General features: G+C 67.1%; 20 protein-coding genes. 8 read left to right on the forward strand and 12 right to left on the reverse strand.

From position 1 onward, the window contains the following. Position 1: 1 nt before the first annotated feature. Positions 2–946 carry a GlxA family transcriptional regulator gene (locus tag ABLE92_RS10285; RefSeq protein WP_348804659.1) on the reverse strand — a complete coding sequence of 315 codons (945 nt, stop codon included), beginning with the start codon at positions 944–946 and terminating at the stop codon, positions 2–4. Between the two features lie 159 nt (positions 947–1,105). Between ABLE92_RS10285 and ABLE92_RS10290 the strand changes: the two genes are divergently transcribed. Continuing rightward, a complete protein-coding gene (locus ABLE92_RS10290; protein ID WP_348804660.1) occupies positions 1,106–1,750 on the forward strand; it encodes an isochorismatase family protein in 645 nt (214 codons plus the stop codon). A 39-nt stretch (positions 1,751–1,789) separates the two neighbouring features. Here the strand turns inward: ABLE92_RS10290 and ABLE92_RS10295 are convergent, their stop codons facing one another. Beyond that, positions 1,790–3,274 (reverse strand): aldehyde dehydrogenase family protein, encoded by a 1,485-nt coding sequence (locus tag ABLE92_RS10295; protein WP_348804661.1) that lies wholly within the window; start codon positions 3,272–3,274, stop codon positions 1,790–1,792. A 224-nt stretch (positions 3,275–3,498) separates the two neighbouring features. Between ABLE92_RS10295 and ABLE92_RS10300 the strand changes: the two genes are divergently transcribed. Continuing rightward, positions 3,499–4,926 carry a purine-cytosine permease family protein gene (locus ABLE92_RS10300; RefSeq protein ID WP_348804662.1) on the forward strand — a complete coding sequence of 476 codons (1,428 nt, stop codon included), beginning with the start codon at positions 3,499–3,501 and terminating at the stop codon, positions 4,924–4,926. Next, positions 4,923–6,464, forward strand: coding sequence for a GMC family oxidoreductase (locus ABLE92_RS10305; protein ID WP_348804663.1), 1,542 nt, complete (start codon positions 4,923–4,925; stop codon positions 6,462–6,464). The genes ABLE92_RS10300 and ABLE92_RS10305 overlap by 4 nt, the downstream gene beginning before the upstream one ends. Before the next feature lie 34 nt (positions 6,465–6,498). Here ABLE92_RS10305 and ABLE92_RS10310 read toward each other — a convergent pair whose 3' ends face one another. Continuing rightward, positions 6,499–7,398: a LysR family transcriptional regulator gene (locus ABLE92_RS10310; protein ID WP_348804664.1), complete on the reverse strand. Its 900-nt coding sequence runs from the start codon at positions 7,396–7,398 to the stop codon at positions 6,499–6,501. Between the two features lie 125 nt (positions 7,399–7,523). Between ABLE92_RS10310 and ABLE92_RS10315 the strand changes: the two genes are divergently transcribed. The 4 genes from ABLE92_RS10315 to ABLE92_RS10330 all read left to right on the forward strand — a co-directional run bounded on the left by ABLE92_RS10315 (position 7,524) and on the right by ABLE92_RS10330 (position 9,908). Next, positions 7,524–8,402: an APC family permease gene (locus ABLE92_RS10315; protein ID WP_348804665.1), complete on the forward strand. Its 879-nt coding sequence runs from the start codon at positions 7,524–7,526 to the stop codon at positions 8,400–8,402. Further along, positions 8,399–9,046, forward strand: coding sequence for an APC family permease (locus ABLE92_RS10320; protein ID WP_348804666.1), 648 nt, complete (start codon positions 8,399–8,401; stop codon positions 9,044–9,046). The genes ABLE92_RS10315 and ABLE92_RS10320 overlap by 4 nt, the downstream gene beginning before the upstream one ends. Positions 9,047–9,336: 290 nt before the next feature. After that, positions 9,337–9,582 (forward strand): plasmid mobilization protein, encoded by a 246-nt coding sequence (locus ABLE92_RS10325; RefSeq protein ID WP_425476182.1) that lies wholly within the window; start codon positions 9,337–9,339, stop codon positions 9,580–9,582. Next, complete coding sequence (locus tag ABLE92_RS10330; protein ID WP_348804668.1) at positions 9,579–9,908, forward strand: type II toxin-antitoxin system VapC family toxin; 330 nt, start codon at positions 9,579–9,581, stop codon at positions 9,906–9,908. The genes ABLE92_RS10325 and ABLE92_RS10330 overlap by 4 nt, the downstream gene beginning before the upstream one ends. 89 nt (positions 9,909–9,997) lie before the next feature. Here the strand turns inward: ABLE92_RS10330 and ABLE92_RS10335 are convergent, their stop codons facing one another. Beyond that, positions 9,998–11,653 carry an amidohydrolase gene (locus ABLE92_RS10335; protein ID WP_348804669.1) on the reverse strand — a complete coding sequence of 552 codons (1,656 nt, stop codon included), beginning with the start codon at positions 11,651–11,653 and terminating at the stop codon, positions 9,998–10,000. 77 nt (positions 11,654–11,730) lie between these two features. Beyond that, on the reverse strand, positions 11,731–13,833 hold the full coding sequence (locus ABLE92_RS10340) for an oxidoreductase (protein WP_348804670.1): 2,103 nt from the start codon (positions 13,831–13,833) through the stop codon (positions 11,731–11,733). Between the two features lie 221 nt (positions 13,834–14,054). Between ABLE92_RS10340 and ABLE92_RS10345 the strand changes: the two genes are divergently transcribed. Further along, positions 14,055–14,678: a TetR/AcrR family transcriptional regulator gene (locus ABLE92_RS10345; RefSeq protein ID WP_348804671.1), complete on the forward strand. Its 624-nt coding sequence runs from the start codon at positions 14,055–14,057 to the stop codon at positions 14,676–14,678. Positions 14,679–14,706: 28 nt separating this feature from the next. Here the strand turns inward: ABLE92_RS10345 and ABLE92_RS10350 are convergent, their stop codons facing one another. From ABLE92_RS10350 to ABLE92_RS10380, 7 genes are all read right to left on the reverse strand, one after another. Further along, on the reverse strand, positions 14,707–16,140 hold the full coding sequence (locus ABLE92_RS10350; RefSeq protein WP_348804672.1) for an aspartate ammonia-lyase: 1,434 nt from the start codon (positions 16,138–16,140) through the stop codon (positions 14,707–14,709). After that, positions 16,140–17,300: a M20 family metallopeptidase gene (locus ABLE92_RS10355; protein ID WP_348804673.1), complete on the reverse strand. Its 1,161-nt coding sequence runs from the start codon at positions 17,298–17,300 to the stop codon at positions 16,140–16,142. The genes ABLE92_RS10350 and ABLE92_RS10355 overlap by 1 nt, the downstream gene beginning before the upstream one ends. Further along, complete coding sequence (locus tag ABLE92_RS10360; RefSeq protein ID WP_348804674.1) at positions 17,297–17,971, reverse strand: DUF1028 domain-containing protein; 675 nt, start codon at positions 17,969–17,971, stop codon at positions 17,297–17,299. The genes ABLE92_RS10355 and ABLE92_RS10360 overlap by 4 nt, the downstream gene beginning before the upstream one ends. After that, a complete protein-coding gene (locus ABLE92_RS10365) occupies positions 17,968–18,414 on the reverse strand; it encodes a RidA family protein (protein ID WP_348804675.1) in 447 nt (148 codons plus the stop codon). Before ABLE92_RS10365 ends, ABLE92_RS10360 begins: the two co-directional genes overlap by 4 nt. Positions 18,415–18,450: 36 nt before the next feature. Then, on the reverse strand, positions 18,451–19,722 hold the full coding sequence (locus ABLE92_RS10370; RefSeq protein ID WP_348804676.1) for a flavin-containing monooxygenase: 1,272 nt from the start codon (positions 19,720–19,722) through the stop codon (positions 18,451–18,453). 141 nt (positions 19,723–19,863) lie between these two features. Next, on the reverse strand, positions 19,864–20,292 hold the full coding sequence (gene paaI / locus ABLE92_RS10375) for a hydroxyphenylacetyl-CoA thioesterase PaaI (RefSeq protein WP_348804677.1): 429 nt from the start codon (positions 20,290–20,292) through the stop codon (positions 19,864–19,866). Then, positions 20,289–20,603: an EthD family reductase gene (locus ABLE92_RS10380; protein WP_348804678.1), complete on the reverse strand. Its 315-nt coding sequence runs from the start codon at positions 20,601–20,603 to the stop codon at positions 20,289–20,291. The genes paaI and ABLE92_RS10380 overlap by 4 nt, the downstream gene beginning before the upstream one ends. Positions 20,604–20,631: the final 28 nt, after the last annotated feature.

Here is a 20,631-nt window from a genome sequence, read left to right on the forward strand (position 1 = left end):
CTCATCGGAACTGGCTGCGGAAACGTGACGGCGGTACCCCGAACTGCGCGGTGAAATTCTGGCGGAGCGTCACCTCGCTGCCGAAGCCGCAGGTGTGGGCGATCATTCGCAGATCGAGGTCGGTGGTCTCGAGGAGTTGCCGGGCGCGGTCAAGCCGTTGCCGGGTCACCCATCGTGCCGGCGTGGTGCCGGTCTCGCTCCGGAAATGGCGGATGAGGCTTCGCCGGCTCATGCCGGCGTGGTCGGCCAGCACCGCGACAGAGAGGTTGTGGTTGAGCCGCCCGACCGCCCACTGCATGACCGTGCTCATGGATGCCTCGGAATCGACTGCGGTGACCGGGTTCTCGATGTACTGCGCCTGACCGCCGTCGCGATGCGGTGCCACCACCATGCGACGGGTCACCCGGTTGGCCAGGTCCACTCCGCTGCGGCGGCGCAGCAGATGCAGGCAGGCGTCGACCGCCGAGACGGTACCGGCCGAGGTGATCACGTCGCCGTGGTCGATGTAAAGCACGGAGTCGTCGACCGAGCCGCAACGGCCGCGGCCGAGCAGGGTGTCGGTGCCCAGCCAATGTGTCACGGCCGCACGGCCTTCCAGCAAGCCGGCGTCGGCGACCGCGATGGCGCCCAGGCACAGCCCGGCGACCACCGCGCCGCGTGCATGCGCGCGCACGAGGATCTCACGCAGATCCTCGCCGATCTCGGGTGTGGACTCCGGCCACGACGGAATGATCACGACGTCGGCGTCGTCGGCGGTGGTGGGCCCGGCGATGCCGGACAGCCGTGTTCCGCCGGCCACCTCGACGCTCCCGGTGCCGGTCGAGAACAACGTGACCGACCACGCCGCCGGGTCGTCGGCGATTACGGCGGCCTCGCCGAACACCATCTGCGGGGCGGCGACGTGGAACAGACTCACACCGTCGAAGACGAAGATCGCGACGTGCATCCGTCGGCTCCTTTCGGCGCTGCGCGCGTCGCGCCCACGGGTGGCGCGTTTCCATCGCACTGTGGCATTCGTGCCACTTCTGCGCCCGACGATACCGCAGCAGACTGCAGTGCACGGTGAGGAAATCCGTTCTCGCCGAACACCGGAAGAGGATGTCCCATGACCGCACCGAAGCGCGCCCTTGTCATCGTCGATGTGCAGAACGACTACTTCGACGGACCGATGCAGATCCAGTACCCGCCGCGGGACGAGTCGCTGGCCAACATCGCGCGGGCGATCGACGCGGCCGTTGCGGCGGGGCTGCCGGTGGTGGCGCTGCAGCACACGTTGCCCGCCGACTTCCCGGTCTATGCCGAGGGATCGGAGGGATGGAAGCTTCATCCCGAGGTGGCGCGGCGCGTCGGCGACGACTGGTTGGTCGCCACCAAACAGTTCGGGACCGTCTTCGGTGGCACCGAGGTGGCGCAGTGGCTCGCCGACCGTGACGTCGACACCATCACCATCGTCGGCTATATGACGAACAACTGTGACCTCGCCACCGCCGCCGAGGCCGAGGTGCGCGGATTGAGCGCGGAGATCCTGTCCGATGCCACCGGTGCGGTGCACCTGGCCAACGGTGCCGGATCGGTCTCTGCCGAACAGTTGCACACGACGCTGATGGTGTTGTTCCACTCCAACTTTGCCGCCGTCGCGTCGACCGACGAGTGGCTTACCGCGCTCGGTGATGGACGCGCCCTGGACAAGGGCAATCTGGTGGAATCGGCGATCGCGGGTGCGCAGAGCAACGAACCGGCACGCGCCTGATGGGCGTCACCCGCCGCGCATCTCAGATGCCCGACCGACCTACCGCCGCGCGATCCAGGTCGTCTTGAGTCCGGTGAACTTGTCGATGGCGTGCACGGAGAGGTCGGACCCGAATCCCGATCCCTTGAAGCCGCCGAACGGGGTCCCCGGAGACAGGGCGTCGACGGTGTTGACCGACACCGTTCCGGCGTGCAGGGCATCCGAAACACGCAAGGCCCGATCGAGATCGGCGGTCCACACCGATGCTGCGAGACCGTAGTCGGTGTCATTGGCCATGGCGATGGCCTGCTCCTCGGTGTCGAACGGGATGATCGCGAGCAGCGGGCCGAAGATCTCCTCGGTGATGACCGTCGAGTCCGCCGGCAGGTCGGTGGCGACGGTGGGCTCCATGAAGAACCCGGCGTCTCCGATTCGGTTGCCGCCGAGAATGATCCGACCTTCCGATCGTGCCCGTTCGACATAGCGGAGGACAAGGTCGAGCTGCTTGCGCGACACCATCGCGCCGGTGGTCGAGGACGGATCCAGCGGATCGCCGGGCCGATACGCCGCGGCCTTCGCCACGAGGGTCGCGGCGAACTCGTCGGCGATCTCCCGCTGCACGAGGAGTCGACTGTTGGCCGAACACACCTCACCCTGGTTGCCGAAGATCCCGAAACACGCCATCTCCGCAGCGGATTCGAGGTCGCCGCAGTCGGCGAAGACGATGTTGGGGCTCTTGCCGCCGCACTCGAGCCACACCTGCTTCATGTTGGATTCGGCGCTGTAGGCCAAGAACTTCTTGCCGACCTCGGCCGACCCGGTGAACGTCAGGCAATCGACGTCGGGGTGCAGGCCCAGGGCACGTCCGGCAGTGGCCCCGAGACCGGGTACGACGTTGAGGACGCCGCTCGGGATGCCCGCCTCGAGGGCGATCTCGGCCATCCGCAGCGCCGACAGCGGTGACTCCTCGGCGGGTTTGAGGACGACCGAATTACCGGCTGCCAGCGCCGGCGCGAGCTTCCACGCGGCGATGTCGAGGGGGAAGTTCCACGGAACCACCGCACCCACCACGCCCAGGGGTACGCGTCGGACCATGGCCACACTGCCGTCGGCGGTGGGTGGGAGCTCACCGGGGATCTTGTCGATGACCTCGCCGTAGTAGCGGAACACCGCGGCCGCGCCGGGCACCTCGACGTCGATCGAGTCGCGGATGGCCTTGCCCATCTCCAGGGTCACCAGGAGCGCGAGTTCGTCGGCGTGCTCGACGAGCAGATCCGCGAAGCGGATGAGGATCGCGCCACGGTCGGCGGCGGAGCGACGCGACCAGCGGCCGTCGTCGAAGGCCCGCCGTGCGGCGTCCACCGCGGCGTCGATGTCGGCCTCCGCACCGGCGGCGACAGCGACGAGGACATCCCCGGTGGCCGGGTTGATGACATCGAAGGTGTCTTCCGAGACCGCGGGAACCGGACGACCGTCGATGACGGCGTCGGTCGGCAGTTTGAGGCCGGCCGCGCGGGCGTGCCAATCGATCGTGAGTGCAGACATGCACCCATGGTGACCGACTCGGCCATGAAGCAACAGATCCTGTCGAGCCGAATTATCTGATGATCTACATCGGTGCAGCCGATGACAGTTGCATCTGATTTGCTGATCCAGAAGGTCGGAAGATTCTGTTTTCCCTGGGATGCGCGCTGTCGAATACTGGCCTGAACGCCCCGACGACGTGGCGCACATCCCACAGACCACGACGGCAACGAGGAGTCGCATTCATGACGACCACACCCGAGTCCGCGCCGGGAGGTGCCGCGCCGGCACTCGAGCGCCGCACCATCGACCACATCCCGCACGACGAGCGACACGGCCGCGCCCGCGACATCTTCACCGTCTGGTTCGGCTCCAACATCATGCTGCTGACCATCATCACCGGCGCACTCGCGACCACGGTGTTCGGTCTGCCCTTCTGGGCCGGCGCGCTGGCCGTCGTCCTCGGCAACCTCGTCGGTGGCGTCGTCATGGCACTGCACGCGGCGCAGGGACCGCAGATGGGCGTGCCGCAGATGCTGCAGACCCGCGCGCAGTTCGGGTCGCTGGGCAGCCTCCTCGTCGTCGTACTCGTCGTCTTCATGTACCTGGGATTCTTCGCCTCCAACGCGGTCCTCGGCGGCCAGGCCTTCGCCGAGGTCACCGGACTGCCGACGAACTGGGCGATCCTGATCATCGGCGGCATCAGCGTCGCGGTGACCGTCATCGGCTACAAACTGATCCACTCCATGGCCGCCGTCCTCTCGGTGGTGGCCGGCCTTGCACTGCTGGTGGCATTCGTCTGGATGGTCGGCGTCAACGGCCTGCCCGAGGGTACTTGGCACAGCGGTGATTTCGGTTGGGCCGGTTTCATGGCGACGTTCTCCGCCGCGGCCCTGTGGCAGATCGCCTATGCGCCTTACGTCTCCGACTACACCCGCTACCTCCCCAAGGACACCGGCGTCACCACCGCGTTCTGGGCCACCTACGCGGGATGCGTCCTCGGCTCCGTGTTGCCGATGCTGCTCGGCGTCCTGGTCGGCGCGGCGCTACCCGCCGCCGACACCCTCGACGGCATGTCCACGCTCACCCACGGGATCTCGACGGGACTGTTCGCGGTCTTCGCGGTCGGTATCAGCCTGACCAACGGGATGAACCTGTATTGCGGTGCGCTGTCGACGATCACCGTCGGACAGAACATCCTGCCACGATGGCGGCCACAGGCCGCCAGTCGCGCGGTGATCGCCGTGGTGCTCTTCGCCATCGCGATGGTGCCCGCCCTCGTCAGCGCCGACGACTTCCTCGCCAACTACGCCAACTTCCTGTCCCTGCTGCTGTGCGTGTTGATCCCGTGGACCGCGGTCAACCTGGTCGACTACTACTTCCTGCGGCACGGCGTCTACGACATTCCCTCGCTGTTCGCCCGCGACGGCGGCGTGTACGGCCGCTTCAACTGGACGGCGATCGCCTGCTACGTGCTCGGCATCGCCCTGCAGATCCCGTTCCTCTCGACCACGCTGTGGGTCGGTCCGATCGCGGAATCGCTCGGTGGCGTAGACATCTCGTGGCTGGTGGGGCTCGCGGTGATCTGCCCGCTCTACTACGGCCTGATGCGGCTGCGGCAGTCCGCCGCGGTCGCCTCCCCGACCGTACTGATGACGGAACCCGCTGCATGAGAAGCGATTACGTCGTGGTCGGCGGCGGCACCGCGGGATGCATCGTCGCCGCCCGGCTCAGCGAGGACCCCGACGTCACCGTAACGGTCATCGAAGCGGGGCCCAGCGACGAGCACGAACCGCGGGCGCGGTCGATCCGCCGCTGGGCCGAGATGATCGGCAGCGAGTACGACATGGATTACCGCAGCGTGCCGCAAGAACGCGGGAACTCCGGAATTCGTCAGTCGCGCATGCACATCCTGGGTGGATGCTCGACGGCGAACACGATGATCACCTGGCGGCCACTCGCCGCCGATGTCGACGAATGGGCCGACTACGGGGTCGCCGGGTGGGATGTGGAGACGCTCGGCCGGTGTTTCGACCGGCTCGTCACACCCATCACCAAGGTGGCGCCGGCGGACCGGAATCCGTATGTCGCCGACGTGGTGGCCGCGGCGCGGGAGGCGCTGGATCTGCCGGCCCGGACGGCCTGGAACAGCGACATCGACTTCGCGAAAACCGGTGAGGGCGCGGGATTCTTCGAGATCGGCTACACGCCGGAGAGTAATCTCCGGTCGTCGACGTCGGTGCACTATCTGCATGACGTGATTGCGCAAAGTCCCAATCTGACTGTGGTGCAGAACCATTCGGTCACGACGATGCTCTTCGCCGGCCACCGCGCGACCGGTGTCCGTACCGTCGACGCCGGGGGCGAATCCGCCGACATCCATGCCGACCGCGAGGTCATCGTCTGCGCGGGCGCCATCGGGTCGCCCGCACTCCTGCAGCGCTCGGGCATCGGCCCCGCCGAGGTTCTCGCGGCGGCGGGTGTGCCGATCCGGGTCGATCTGCCCGGGGTGGGGGAGAACCTGATGGATCACGCCGAAGGGCTGATCGTGTGGGAGACCGATCGCGATGTGCCGACGACCTGCGCCACCGGCTGGGATGCGGGCGCCGCGCTCCGCCTGTCCGACGACAGCCCGGCACGGCCGGATATGTTGATGCACTTCCCGGTTGAGGCCGTCGCCGACCATGCCGTCACCTACGGCACCGAACTGCCGGAGAAGATCATCTCCATCACCCCCAACGTGGCCAAACCCCACAGTCGTGGGCGCGTGTGGATCACCGACACCGATCCGGCGACACCGCCGGCCATCGACTACCGCTACTTCACCGACCCCGATGGGGCCGACGAGGCCGCACTGCTGGCCGGAGTTCGCGCCGCGCGACGTATCGCGGCCACCGCTCCGATGTCGGATTGGGTTGTGCGGGAGGTCTTTCCCGGACCCGATGTCGACGATGACGAGGCACTGTCGGAGGCCCTGCGCGCGACCCATCAGACCGTCTATCACGTGTCGGGCACCTGCCGGATGGGAGCCGACGACGATCCACTCGCGGTTCTCGACAGCCGACTGAACGTGCGGGGCGTCAACGGTTTACGCGTCGTCGATGCCTCGGTGATGCCGACGCTGACGTCGGTCAATCCGGTCGGCACCATCATGAGTATCGCGGAGCGGGCAGCGGAACTCATCGCCGCTGATCGTCGTAGCGGGCACTGAGCTGTAACGAGCCTGGGCTGTATCGAGCGCAGAGCTATGTCCCGAACAGGTCGCGGCAGAGTTCGGCGACCACCCCGGCCCGCCTGGTCGGCCGCGCGGCGATCGCGTTGAGCAGCACCATGGTCAGGGCTGGGGCGTCGTCGGCGATGGGGATCGACGCGACCGCGTGTCCGTCGAGCGCCATGGGGACCGCCGACTGCAGGTTGAGCACGGTGTAGGCCAGTCCTCGTCCCACCAGTGCGCGGCAGGTCTCGACGGTGGTGGATCGATACCGGACGTTGGGTTCGACCCCGCATTCCCGGAAGACCCGGCCGAAATAGTCGCGACTGTGCGGTAGGTCGAGTAGGGCCATGGGTTCGTCCGCGAGTTCGTGCAGCCGTACCGATTTCCGCTTCGCGAGCCTGTGTGAACCGGACACGAGGACGTAGGGTGGCACGGTCCGCAGTGGCCACCGCTTCAGCCGGGGATCGTCGACGAGGTCGTAACCGATCCCGAGTTCGAAGGTGCCATCGGCGACGCCCTCGGCGAGATCCGCGAGGTCGACCTCGGTGGTCTGCAACTGCAGCCGCGGCAGCTTTTCCGCTGCGGTACTGAGTAATTCGGGCAGCAGATAGGGCGCCATCACCTCGAAGCAGCCGATCGACAAGGACCCGGTCAGGGAGCCGCCCATGCCGTGGGCGATCGACCGCAGGTCGGCGGCCGACGCCAGCAGTTGCCTGCTCGCGACCAGCAACTCGCGGCCCGACGGTGTCAGCGTGATGCCTTTCGCGTGGTGGCGTACCAACAACTGGACTCCCAGGGAGCCCTCCAGGTCGGTGAGTGCCGTCGACATCGCCGATTGCGAAAGGTGTACGGCGGTGGCCGCTTTCGTGATGCTGCCGGCTTCGGCGACCGCCACGAAGTACTCGAGTTGCCGCAGCGTGTAGTCCGCCATGTCTCACCTCGTTGATTCGACTCTTCCGATACTAAACCACGGAAACAAAGACTGTACAGATGAAACCTCGGCATTCAGGCTGGTAGCACACGTCTTCATTCCCCTCGTCGAGCAGGAGTTGACTCATGGGAACTCATCCAGTGGCCCAGGACGGGCCGGATCTGCATCTGCGGCATTCGCTGCGCCGTCTCGACGTTCCGATCATGATCCTGTCGGCACTCATCAGCCTGGACATGGTCGGTGAGATCTCGTCCTTCGGTGGGGAGACCTTCACCTGGCTGCTCGTGCTGGCCGTGTTGTGGATGGTTCCCTACGGCCTGGTGACCGCCGAACTGGGCAGTGCCTTCCCCGACGAGGGTGGCCTCTACGAGTGGGTCAAACGTGCCTTCGGCCGACTGCCCGGCTCGATCGCCACCATCATGTACTGGTCGATCAACCCGCTGTGGATCGGCGGTTCGCTCGCGTTCATCAGTACCGAGGCGTGGAGCAGCTTCATTCGCCCGGTGGGCGAGGGCACCGTCGGCGACTATGCGTTCAAGGTCGTGTTCGTCTGCGCCTCGGTGGGTGTCACACTGCTGTCGATGCGGCGGGCCCGGGTGGTCTTCCGGATCGGTACCTACCTGAAACTCGGTCTCGCCGCGGTCTTCCTGATCACCACCGTCATCTTCGGTCTCCAGCACGGGTTCCACGGCATCGGCGCGGTGAGCTGGTCGCCCACGATGACCGGTTTCCTGGGACTTGTTCCGCTGCTGCTGTTCTCGTTGGTCGGTTTCGAGGTGCCGAGTCAGGCCGGCGGTGAGATGACCAACCCGCAGCGTGACGTTCCCCGCGGCATTGCGGTCAGCGGCTTCGTCGGAATCCTGGTCTACGCGTTGCCGGTGCTGGCCCTGCTCCTGGTGCTCCCGGCAGACGAGATCACCGGCATCGGCGGATTCATGGCCGCCGTCGACACCGTCTTCGGCGTCTACGGCCCGGCTGCGGGCCGGCTGCGGGCCTTCTGGTGAAGCTCGCGGTGCTGGCCTTCATCGTCGGCCTCGGCGTCACCGGTGCCACCTGGGCGCTGGCCGCGAACCGTGCGCTGGCCGTCGCGGCGGCCGACGGTGGCTTCTTCCCCTACTTCGCGAAGTTCGACGAGAAGCGGGATTCTCCGGTGCGCGTCAACGTGTTCACCGGTGTCATCGCGCTGGTGTTCATGGTCGCCGGTGTGCTGTTCTCCCGCGGCGACAGTGCCGCGACGTTCGCCGTCGTGCTCACGATCACCATCTCCACCTCCCTCGTCGCATACCTTTTCGTGTTCCCGGCGGCGCTTCGCCTGCGGTTCACCCATCCTGCGCGAGGCCGCTCCTACTCGATTCCCGGTGGGCGCGTGGGCATCACCGTGGCCGTCGCCGTGACGACGTTCTGGGCCGCGCTGGGCGTGTGGGTGGCGGTCTTCCCCGGAACGCTGGAGAACCTCGTCGGCATCGACTACGACTTCCTCGAGACGTGGGGAGTCGGCCGCATGAGGTTCGAGGTGTTCACCCTCGGCACCCTGGCGCTGCTCGCCCTGATCGCGGTCGCCGGCTATCTCCGCGGACGGGGGAGTGTTTCTGCCGCAGCAGAACCGGTGGTGACCGACGAGCCGCGGATCACCGAAACTGTCGGCTGAGACGCGATCACGACGGTGGCCCGGCTTCTCCGCTGGAGGGGCCGGGCCACCGTCGTATCTCTGGGAGTCGCCTCGTCGACGACGTCGATCGGATCGGGGGGATTGGCGCGGGTGGTTCTGCTCGACGCGGTGCCTGCGTGCTGGCGCGCTCAGTGCAACGAGGGCGTGGACGTGGGGGTGTCGCGTGAGCTGACTGGGCCCGCGCGAGTCGCCGAAGCAATGGACCGTGGGTAGGCTCCGCACGTGCCCGAGACCGGCATGATCAGCCCTGAGCGAGTCATACTCACTGAGTGACTAAACGTCTACAGGTCGTGATGGACGACGACGAGTATGCCGAGATCGAGGCGTTCGCTCAGCGGCAGGGCGAGACTGTGTCGCAGTGGGTGCGCGCTGCCCTGCGAGAAGCGCGTGCACAACAACCACGTCAGACGCAGGCACGAAAGCTGGCAGCGCTGAGGAAGGCACTCACCCATGAGTTCCCGACCGGGGATATCGAACAGTTGCTTGACGAGACCGAACGCGGCTACCTGGCGTGAGTGTCTTTCTGGATGCCAACATCCCGACGTATCTCGTCGGCGCCGATCACCCACATCGGGATCGGGCCCGCGACATTCTCGATCAGTTGATTCTCGACGAGACCAGGCTTGTCACTGACGCCGAGGTCTATCAAGAACTGCTGCGCCGATACGCCGCGATTGAGCGACTCGACGCAATCGAACCGGCATGCAACGCGCTCGACGAACTTGTCGATGATGTCTTCTCGATCCGCCGTGAGGACATCGACGCCGCCATACCGCTTGTCCTCGGCGGAGCTGGTGCTCCGACGCTCTACACGTTGCCGCGATGCGCGCCAACGGGATAACTCGCATCCTGACCTTTGATTGGGGATTCGACCGTTTCGCTGACCTCGAACGGCTGCACTGACGTGCCGATAATCGCGGGACACAAACCTCAGGCGTCGTGCACCACCGCACCGCCGACCATCGTCATCCGCACCGTCATCTCACCGATGTCACGCGCCTCACGGATGTCACCGTCGAGGACGACGAGGTCGGCATCCTTGCCGACCTCGATGGACCCGGTCGCGTCGTCGGCATGCATCGCGCGTGCCGCGCCGATCGTGTAGGCGTCGACGGCCGCCCGCAGCCCGATGGCTTCCTCGGCGACGAGTGGGACGGTTCGGGCGTCGTCGCCGATGGCGTGCGGGTCGGCCAGCGAACCCGTCCGATGGGCCGCGGTATGGATGGCCCACAAGGGATTCGGATCGGTGACCGGCCAGTCGCTGCCCATCGCCAACGCGCCGCCCGCTGCGAGGATCGATCCGAACGGAAAATGCCACCGCTGCCGGTCGGGGCCCAGCAAGGGGAGTTTGCGTTCGACGATCTCGGTGTCCCGCCGTGCCCAGAGCGCCTGGATGTTGGCGATGACGCCGAGCTGGGCGAAGCGTGGGATGTCTGCGGGGTCGACGACGTCGAGATGGGCGATCTGGTGGCGGGCGGGGAACCCCGGGCGGGAAAGAACGGCGATGCCCAGCGCATCGAGACATTCCCGCACCGCACGATCGCCGACCGCATGCATGTGGATGTGGAAGTCGTTGCGCGCGAGCAGTGCACACACCTCGTCGAGCTCCGCCGGATCGATGAACGACAGACCCTCCGGCGCGGCCCCGGCAGGCAGGTGGGTGTACGGTGCGAGCATCGCGGCGGTGCAGTTCTCGCAGATCCCGTCCTGCATCACCTTGACGGTGTCGACGTGAAAGCGAGTGCCGTGCGCCTGTTCTCGTCGCTGGAGCAGCGTGTCGAGCTGCCCGAGACCCTTCTCCGCGGCCCACCACAGTGCGCCGCACACCCGCGCGGTCAACTCTCCGGCGGCATCGGCGGCGATATAGGTGGCGAGCGTGTCCGACAGTCCGAATGCCGGGATGTCCACGCCCGCATCCTGCCAGCCGGTGACGCCCACCGCATGCAGCCGGCACTGCGCGGTCAGCAACGCACGACGGAGGAACTCGTCGTCGTAGGCCGGAATGAGGGCGTTCGCGGGGTCGCCGGCCCGCTCGAACAGCACCCCGGTCGGCCGGCCGGTCGGGTCGCGTTCGATGCGCCCGCCGCTGGGATCGGGGGTCGAGGCGTCGATGCGTGTGCGCCGCAACGTCTCCGAGTTGACCCACACGCCGTGACCGTCATGACTCGACAACACCACCGGCCGGTCGGCGACGACCTCGTCGAGATCGCCGCGGGTGGGCAGTCCACCGGGGAAAGCGTCACCATACCAACCGCTTCCGCTGATGACCGGTTCATCCGGATGGCTGCGGGCATAGGCCCCGATGGCGTCGAGGTAACGCCGACGATCATGCGGCAACTCCGACAGGTCACAGCGCAGCGCGGCCAGCCCCCCGGCCACCGGATGCACGTGGGCGTCGATGAAGCCGGGCAGCAGGCTCGCACCCGCCAGGTCGTGCACCTGCGTCCGAGGGCCGACGAGAGCGCGATCCACGCCGCCGCCGACGGAGATGATCGCCCCGTCGGCCACGGCGACGGTGTCGGCGCCGGATGCGCCATCGCCGGTCTGCCAGACGGCTGCATTGGTGAAGATGTGCTGGGCGTACATGGCGACTCCGGAGTATTCGGCTGCGGCGGTGTAATTGTGGTGGTGTGGGTTGCGGCGGTGGGGTTATGGCGCGCGGGTCAGGACACCGAAACCGGGGTGCGGAACACCGGCTCGATCGACAACTGGGTCACCTCGCGTCGGAACGGGACCGGCGCACCGGACGGGGGCGTGTCGAGTTCCTCGGCGTAGCGGTGTCCCGACCAGACGGCCGCGGCGATCGTCGAGGGTGCCCATGCGTCACCGGCCCCACGCACACTGCGGATGCCGGCGTCGGCCCACTCGTCCTCGCGCGCATGCAAACCCGTGTAGAGCTCGTCGTGCGGCAGGCGCGCGGTGACCAGGACGACGGAGTCGGCCTCGATCTGCCCGGCGCGGCCGGTGAACCGGCACGCCGTGTCGACGCCACCGTCGCGGATGGCGGTGACGGCGGTGTCGGTGCGCACGGCCACACCGGCCTCGATGATGCGTGCCCGGATGCGGTGGGATTCCATGGTGTTGGTGGTCCACTGCGACACCTGCGGTACCGGCGTCACCAGGGTGACGTCGTATCCTTCCTTGGCGAGCATCTCGGCGATGACCGCACCGAGGTAGTAGTGATCGTCGTCGAAGAGGACCACCCGGTTGCCCTGTGGGCGCAGCCCGGAAGTGATGTCGTCGGGCGTGAGAACATCTGTGCCGGCCTCGATCTCGATGCCGTGCGTGTGCCAGCGGCCGACACCGTCCCGACGCCAGGAGGCGCCGGTCGCCACGAGCACGTGGTCGAAGCCGTACTCGAGGATGTCCTGTTCCGTCATCGGCGATTCGCGGTAGATGTCGACGGTGTCGAGTTTCTCGATCTGTTGTAGCCGGTAGTCGATCACCCGGATCCATGCGGAGAGCCCGGGCAGCTTCGACTCCCGTGCGAGGCGCCCGCCGAGGACTCGACCGGCCTCGGTCAGGGTGACCGAGTATCCCCGGTTGCCCAGGGCGCGAGCGGCTTCCAGGCCGGCGGGTCCGGCACCCACGACGAGCACCGACGAGTCGGAGGCCTTCGGCGCGATGTGTTCGGGATGCCAGCCGCGGCGGAACTCCTCGCCCATCGTCGGGTTCTGGGTGCAGCGGATGGGGGACATGGTGAAGTCGCCGGAGACGCAGATGTTGCATCCGATGCATTCGCGGATGTCCTCGAGGTCTCCGCGTTCGATCTTGTTGGGCATGAACGGGTCGGCGATCGATGGGCGCGCGGCACCGATGAGGTCGAGGACGCCGGCCTTGACCTGGCGCACCATGGTGTCGGGGGAGGTGAAGCGGCCGACACCGACCACCGGTTTGGTGGTGAGTTGTTTGAGGCCGGTGACGTACGGCTCCTGCTCGGCCTCGGGGCCGAAACGCGATGTCACCGAGTCATCTTCCCAACTGCCCAGCACCAGATCCCAGAGATCGGGGTGCTCGCCGATGATGCCGAAGACGTCCTCCATCTCGGCGCGGGTGATGCCCTCGTCGCCGAGGAGTTCGTCGACGGAGATGCGGCAGGCGACGGCGGCCTTGCCGTCGGCGATCTCGCGGGTGTCCTCGAGGATCTCGCGGATCAGCCGGATACGGTTTTCCAGGCTGCCGCCGTACTCGTCGGTGCGGTTGTTGTACCGCCGTGACAGGAAGTGGTGCAGGCCGCCGATGGCGTGGCCGGCGTAGACGTAGACGATGTCATATCCGGCGGCCAGCGAGCGATGAACCGAATCGGCATGCCACTTGCGCAGGTCGACGATGTCGGCCTTGGTCATCGCGCGGGCCTGGACCGGGTCGAGGTTCCACGACACGACGGGCAGATGCTGTGGGCCGAGCGGGGTTTCGCGGCTGATGAGGTTCGGGCTGTTGAGGCCGTTGTGCGCCAGTTCGATTCCGGCCAGCGCGCCACCCTCGTGGATCTGGTCGGCGATGCGCGCGATCGCCGGCATGTCCTGGTCGTCCCAGAGTCGCAGTTCGATGAACGGCCCGATGTCGGAGGTGGGATGGATCTCCACCTGCTCGGTGCAGACCACCGCCCACCCGCCTTCGGCCTTGACGCGGCGCATCGCGGCCTCCCCCGACGGGTCGCGGTATCCCATTCCGTTGCAGTGGGGGACCTGGAAGAAACGGTTGCGGGCGGTCACCGGCCCGATCTTGACCGGTTCGAAGAGGATGTCATAGCGGGGGTCACGCATGGGGAACGCTCCGTGGGCTGGGCTGTGCCGATCAGCGGGTCGCTGGGATGGGCATTCTTTGCGCTCAATCGCAAAGAATGATTCGACGGTATCGCGAGACCTGCCGGTTCGCCCACCTGTAACCGACATCTCGTCATCCGAAGATTCGATCCGCGACATCGGCGGAACCGATGCAAGTGCACGCTTGCATCGAGGTGCGGTGCAGGGCAGGATCGGCAGGCATGGCCCGTCCCCGCCGGCAAGATGCCCGTCGCGCTGAAATCATCACCGCGGCAACGGCTGCCATCGCCGAGCGCGGCCTGATCGGATTGCGGATCAAGGACATCGCCGCCGCCGCGCAGTTGTCGCCCGGATCGGTCGCCTACTACTACCCCGAACTCGACGACCTGTTGCTGGCGGTACACGAGACCGCCGTCGAGCGGTTCTATCGGGGGCGCCGAGACGTGATGGCGCAGCACGACGATCCGCTCGACCGACTCGGTGCGCTCGTGGATCTGGGGATCTGCGACCCTGACGACCCGATGTGGCCGGCGCTCTACGAACTGCATCTGCACAGTGCCCGGGTGACACGTCATGCGGAGCTCATGGCGCGCCTGTTCGAACTCGAGGCGTCGCTGTACCGCGACGTCATCGCCGACGGTGTGCGCACCGGGGATTTCGTGATCAACGGCGACGCCGCCGACATCGCGGCCACCGCCGTCGCACTCGAGGACGGAGTGGGCATCCACCTCGTCGGCCGCAACGAGAACCTCGACGCACCCCGGGCGCGCTCCCTGCTGCGTGGCTATCTTGTTGCGGCACTGTCGTGTCCGCGATTGGGCGCGACCCTCCCGTCGCCGGGGTGACCTTCTTCGTCCTGGCCCCCGTCGAGGGCTACTCGACCGGCGAGGGCGACTGTTGGCCGGTCCGACGCAGATGAACCGGGCTCAGAATCCGCTCGAGCACGGCCTCGTCGACGAGTGCCCCCCGCCGCACGAGATCGGGGATCGATGCGCCGGTCGACATCGCCTCGGCGACCAGGGCGGTGGCGGTCTCGTAGCCCAGAAGGGGGTTCAGTGCGGTGGCCAGGCTGGCGGAACCGTAGACGGCCTCACGCATCCGATCGACGTTCGGTGTGATCCCGGCGATGCACCGCGTGCCGAGCACGTCGACCGCAGCGGCCAGATGAGTCAGCGAGGAGAGCAGCGCGCGCACGATGATCGGCTCAAAGGCGTTGAGCTGCAACTGGCCGGCCTCGGCCGCGACGCTCACCGTGAGGTCATTGCCCATCACCTCGAACGCCACCTGGTTGACCACCTCCGGGATCACCGGGTTGACCTTGCCGGGCATGATGGACGATCCGGCTTGCACCGCCGGCAGGGTGATCTCACCTAACCCCGACCGTGGTCCGGAACTCAACAGCCGCAGGTCGTTACAGATCTTGGAGAGTTTCACCGCGGCGCGCTTGGTGACGCCGGACAGCTGCACGAAGGCCCCGACATCCGAGGTCGCCTCCACGAGGTCGTCGGCCGTGGACAACGGCAGGCCGGTGATCGCCGCAAGGCGTTCGCAGGCGCGTGCCGCGTAATCGGGGTCGGTGTTGAGGCCGGTGCCGATCGCGGTGCCACCGAGGTTGATCTCGGCGATGAGCAGAGTCGCCTCGCTCATCCGGTCGGCGTCCTCGGCGATGGTCACCGCGTACGCGCCGAACTCCTGACCGAGCGTCATCGGCACCGCGTCCTGCAGCTGGGTGCGACCCAGTTTGAGGACGTCGGCGAACTCGTCGGCCTTGGATCGGCATCGAGAAGCCAACTCGCGCAACGAGTGCTCCAGGGTGTGCGCCGCGCGGGCGAGGGCGACCTTCACCGCCGTCGGGTACACGTCGTTGGTGCTCTGTCCGAGATTCACGTGTTCGAGCGGATGGACGATGTCGTAGCGACCGCGCGAGTATCCGAGGATCTCCAGCGCCCGATTGGCGATCACCTCGTTGGCGTTCATGTTCGTCGACGTTCCCGCCCCGCCCTGAATCTGGTCGACGACGAACTGCTCATGCAGTGCGCCCTCGCGGATCTCGTTGCAGGCCGCGATGATCGCGTCGGCGATACCGGGGTCGAGCAATCCGAGGTCGCGATTGGTCTCGGCGGCAGCCTGTTTCACCGAGGCGAGCGCGATCACCAGATCGCCGTACCGCGCGATCGGCACGCCGCTGATGGGGAAGTTGTCGAGCGCTCGGCAGGTGTGCACGCCGTAGTAGACGTCGGCGGGGACGTCGTGGTCACCGAGCAGATCGTGCTCGATACGCACGGCACCACGGTCGGACGAGATCATCAGGGCTCCTGGTGAGTGAGTCGCTTCCGGATCGACGACACGGTCGCCGCGTCGATCACCGTGCCGGCCAGCGCGATGGCGCCCTGGACGATGGCGACTTCGGCCGCGGAAGTGAGTGTGGCGGAAGCGAATTCGATCTGATGGTTCACCGCAGGCATGGAATCGATGCCGATGTAGGGGTGAATCGCCGGCAGTACCTGCGACACGTTGCCCATGTCGGTGGACGCCCGCGCCATCATCGAATCCGCCCCCGACTCGAAGCGTCGTCCAAGAGCCAGTGCGCGCCGCTCGTAGCAGCCGAGAAGCTCGTCGTCGGTGCGGAATTCGGCATAGGGCTTGGATTCCGGGGTGACGGTCAGCTGTGCGCCGGAGGCGAGTGCGCCCGCCTCGAAGCACCGCATGACGCGGGGTTCCACCTCGGCCAGCTCGGCGAGCGTCTCGGCGCGCACATACCACCGGCCCTCGGTGCGTTCGGCGATGGCGTTGGGCGCCTCACCGCCACGGGTCATCATGCCGTGCACACGTACCGACGACGGTAACTGCTGACGGAGCAATCCGATGGCCACCTGGGCGATGGTGAAGGCGTCGGCGGCGTTGACGCCACGTTCGGGGTAGGCGGCGGCGTGGGCGGCCTTGCCGTGATACTCGATGTGGCTGTGCGACACCGCGAATGGTCGCGCGCGGGCGACGTCGACGGGACCGGGATGAACCATCGCCGCGGCGTGCTGGCCGTCGAATCCGCCGCGTTCGAGCATCTCGATCTTGCCGCCGCCGCCCTCCTCGGCCGGGGTGCCGATGACGCTGAGCGTGATGCCCAGGTCGTCGACGACCGGCGTCAGCGCACGTGCCGCGCCGACGGTGATCGCCGAGATCAGGTTGTGGCCGCAGGCGTGGCCGAGACCGGGCAGCGCATCGTATTCGGCGCACAGGGCGATATGTAGATCTCCGCTGCCGACGGTGGCGGCGAAGGCGGTGTCCAGGTCACAGAATCGTTCGGTGACCGAGAATCCGGCGTCGGCCAGCCGATCGGCCACCCGGCGCGCGGAACGCTCTTCCTCCCAGGCGATTTCGGGATCGTCGTAGAGGTCGCGGGACAGGGCGGTGAGGACGTCATGATCGGCGGTCACCTGAGCCGAGACGACGGTGTCGGGCGAGGTCACAGATCCCCCGCAACGCCATACGACGGGGCGCGGGTCGGGTCGACGCCGCGCACCCGGTAGTCGTCCTTCTGTGGCTGCCACAGGCGCCACAGTGCCTCGAGGTCGGCGTACGGGTCGTCGGCGAAGTCCACCCGCAGGTCGGTGACCGGCCACGCCACGTCGCCGGTGACGAGCAGACCCGCCGAGTGAACCGGGCCGGCCTCACCGCCGGCCTCGATTGCGGCGCCCAGACCGTCGAGGAGACGTCGTTCGAAGTCGGTGGAGCCGCTGTCGGTGTAGCCGGTCAGCAGGGCGTCGATCACCGACACGTCGGCGAGGAGATTGCCTGCGGCCACGGCCTGATCGCCGACGGGGTGATGGTGGACGCCGAGGCTGAGCGCACCCGAGTGGGCCCCGCCGACACCCCGCGCGTCGACCACGGTCACCTGCCGGTGATCGGGGAAGTCCTCCTGCGCCAGAGCGGCTTTCAGTGCGGTGCTGGCATCCGAACCGGCCGCCAGGCCGTCGAGTACCGCGGTACCCAACGCCGGATTGGTGATGTTCTGCGAGGCCACCACACCGACGCCTGGGCGTACGTGCGCACAACGAGCCGCGACCGCCGGACTCGAGGAGCAGATGACGATGCCGAAGGCTCCGGTCGCCGGGTCACGGGCGATCAGTGACAGGGTCATCGGGCGTCTCCCGAATCGCTCAGTACGGCGGTGGCATCGATCTCGACCAGCCACTCGGGGCGCGCGAGGGCCTCGACGACGAGACCGGTCGACACCGGGAACACGCCGGCCAGCCAGCGTCCCATCACCCGATACACGGTTTCGCGGTAGCGGATGTCGGTGAGGTAGACGGTCACCTTCACGATGTCGCGCAACGAGCTTCCGGCCTCGTCGAGGAGCATGGCGATGTTGCTCATGGCCTTCTCGGTCTGGGCTTCGACGTCGCCGATGCCCACCGATTCGCGGGTGTCGAGATCCTGACCGATCTGACCGCGCAGATACACGACGCCACCGGCGACGACGGCCTGGCACAGGTCGTTGTCGAGGTTCTGCTCGGGATAGGTGTCGCGGGTGTTGAACGGCCGGATGCGGGTGTGGGTGGGGGTCAGTGGGGTGGCGGTCATGGTGTGATGTCCTCTCGGTGTGGTGGGGTCGGTGGACTATCCGACCGGGGTCGGCTCGGCGACCGGCGCGCGGTAGGCGAGATAGCCACGCTGGATGGCGATCTGGTCGGCGAGATACTTGGCGTCGTGCCACACACCCCAGATGAAGCTGGACCCGCGGCGCGACAGCCACGGCAGTCCGAGGAAGTACACGCCGGGTTCGCTGGAGATGCCACGCTGATGGCGGGGGCGCCCGTTCTCGTCGAGCGCGTCCACCTGGAGCCAGCCGTAGTCATAGGCGAATCCCGTGGCCCACACGATCGACGTGATGCCCTGTGCGGCAAGGTCCAGTGACCGGATGGGATCGGTGACGCATGCCGGTTCCGGGCCGATCACCCGTGCTTCGGGTTCCTCCGGCAGGTCGAGGCCGTTGCGGGCGACGTACGCGTCGGCCTCGTCGAGCATCGACAGGTAGTTGGCGTCACCGGCCTCGATGTTGGTGCGCAGGTCGTCGGCGAAGGTCATCACGCCATCGGTCACCCCTTCGGCACGACCGAGCAAGGTGATGCCGTCGGCGGCGAGGCCACGGAAGTCGACGGTGTGTCCGCCGTGCGCGCCACTGACCGCGATCGTCACGTGTTCGGCTCCGGCCGGGGGAGCTGCGGCATCCCACTTGCCGAGAACACCCAGCCACCAACAGAAGTCGCGGCCACGATAACTGCGCGGGGGCCGGTCGTGCGGGCCGACGGCGAGGTACACCGAACGTCCCGACGCCCGCAGTTCGTCGGCGATCTGCACTCCCGACGAACCGGCTCCGACGACGAGGACGGCGCCGTCGGGCAGCTGCTGCGGATTGTGATACGAACTCGAATGAATCTGGTGCAGTCCGGAGTTCGCGGGAACCAACGGTGGGATGACCGGCTTCTGGAAGGCGCCGGTGGCCGAGACGACGTAGCGTGCGTCGATCGTCTCGTCGGTGGTGGTCACCCGGAATCCGGCAGCGTCGTCGAGCTTGCGTACCGAGGTCACCTCGACGCCGGTGCGGATCGGCGCGTCGATCATCGACGCGTAGGCGGCGAGATAATCGGCGACGCCCTCCTTGCCGACGAACGCATCGGGGTCACCGTCGAAGGTCATGCCCGGGAAGCGGTCATGCCAGGCGGGGCCGTTGGCGACGAGGGAGTCCCAGCGCCAGGAGCGCCACCGTTCGGCGACGCGATCCTTCTCGAGCACCAAGTGCTCGATTCCCTGTGCGCTCAGGTGCTCGCTCATCGCGATACCGGCCTGACCTGCGCCGACGATCAGCACCTCGACCTGTTCGTTTGTCACCGTAACCCTCCAAAAAAGTCCGCTGATCATCACGTGTGTTGTCGTCAATGATTCAGGGGGCGATTGGTTCTGTACAGCGCATTTAATTGAGCTAATGCATCGGTTAGGTCGATGTAAGGCGAGGTGCGGCGTCGCGCCCGCTCAGTCCCGCCGCGCCGGAATCGTCCGACTGTCACCGCGGAACTCCGCGACCACGTCACCATCGCAGGTGACGGTGACGTCATAGATGCCGTTGCGGCCGAAGCTCTGCACCTCGTGGGCCTCGGCCACGAGGACGTCACCCTCGCGAGTGGGCCGGAGAAATCGGATGTCGCAGCGTGCGGCCACTGCCGCATCGGCGCCGCTGTTGCACGCCAGGGCGAAGGTGGTGTCGGCGATGATGAAGGCGTAGCCACCGTGGGTGATGCCGTGGCCATTGACCATCTGCGCCCCGACCCGCATGGAGGTCCGGGCCCGCCCGGCATCGAGTTCGATCAACTCGATGCCGAGCGCGCGGGATGCGTTGTCCTCGGCCCACATCCGGCGGGCGATCGGGTGATCGTCAATCGAGGATGCGGGTGTCGCTGTCATGGACGGACCGAGGTTTCCTCATGCGTGAACATGGTGACGCCGCCGGTGGCGAAGTTGGGGACGTCGGCGGCGGCCGCTCCCATCTCCGGCGAGGTCAGCCCGGCCTTGAGTGACTCCGCGTCGGCGAAGTAGAGGCTCGCCACCGAGTAGTACGGTGCCGGCGAACCGTCCAGCGATGACGACTTGGCGTAGGTGTAGTCGGTCAGGCCCGGAATCGCATTGGCCAGCGGGATGTGCACCCGTTCGTAGTACTCGTCGAAGGCGGCGGGGTCGGTGGGCTCGCCGTAGCAGACGGCAACGCGAATGGTCATGGTGTGCTCCTCAATTCGGCTTTGAATC

The sequence above is a fragment of the Gordonia oleivorans genome (genome assembly GCF_040044975.1).
GTDB lineage: Bacteria > Actinomycetota > Actinomycetes > Mycobacteriales > Mycobacteriaceae > Gordonia > Gordonia oleivorans.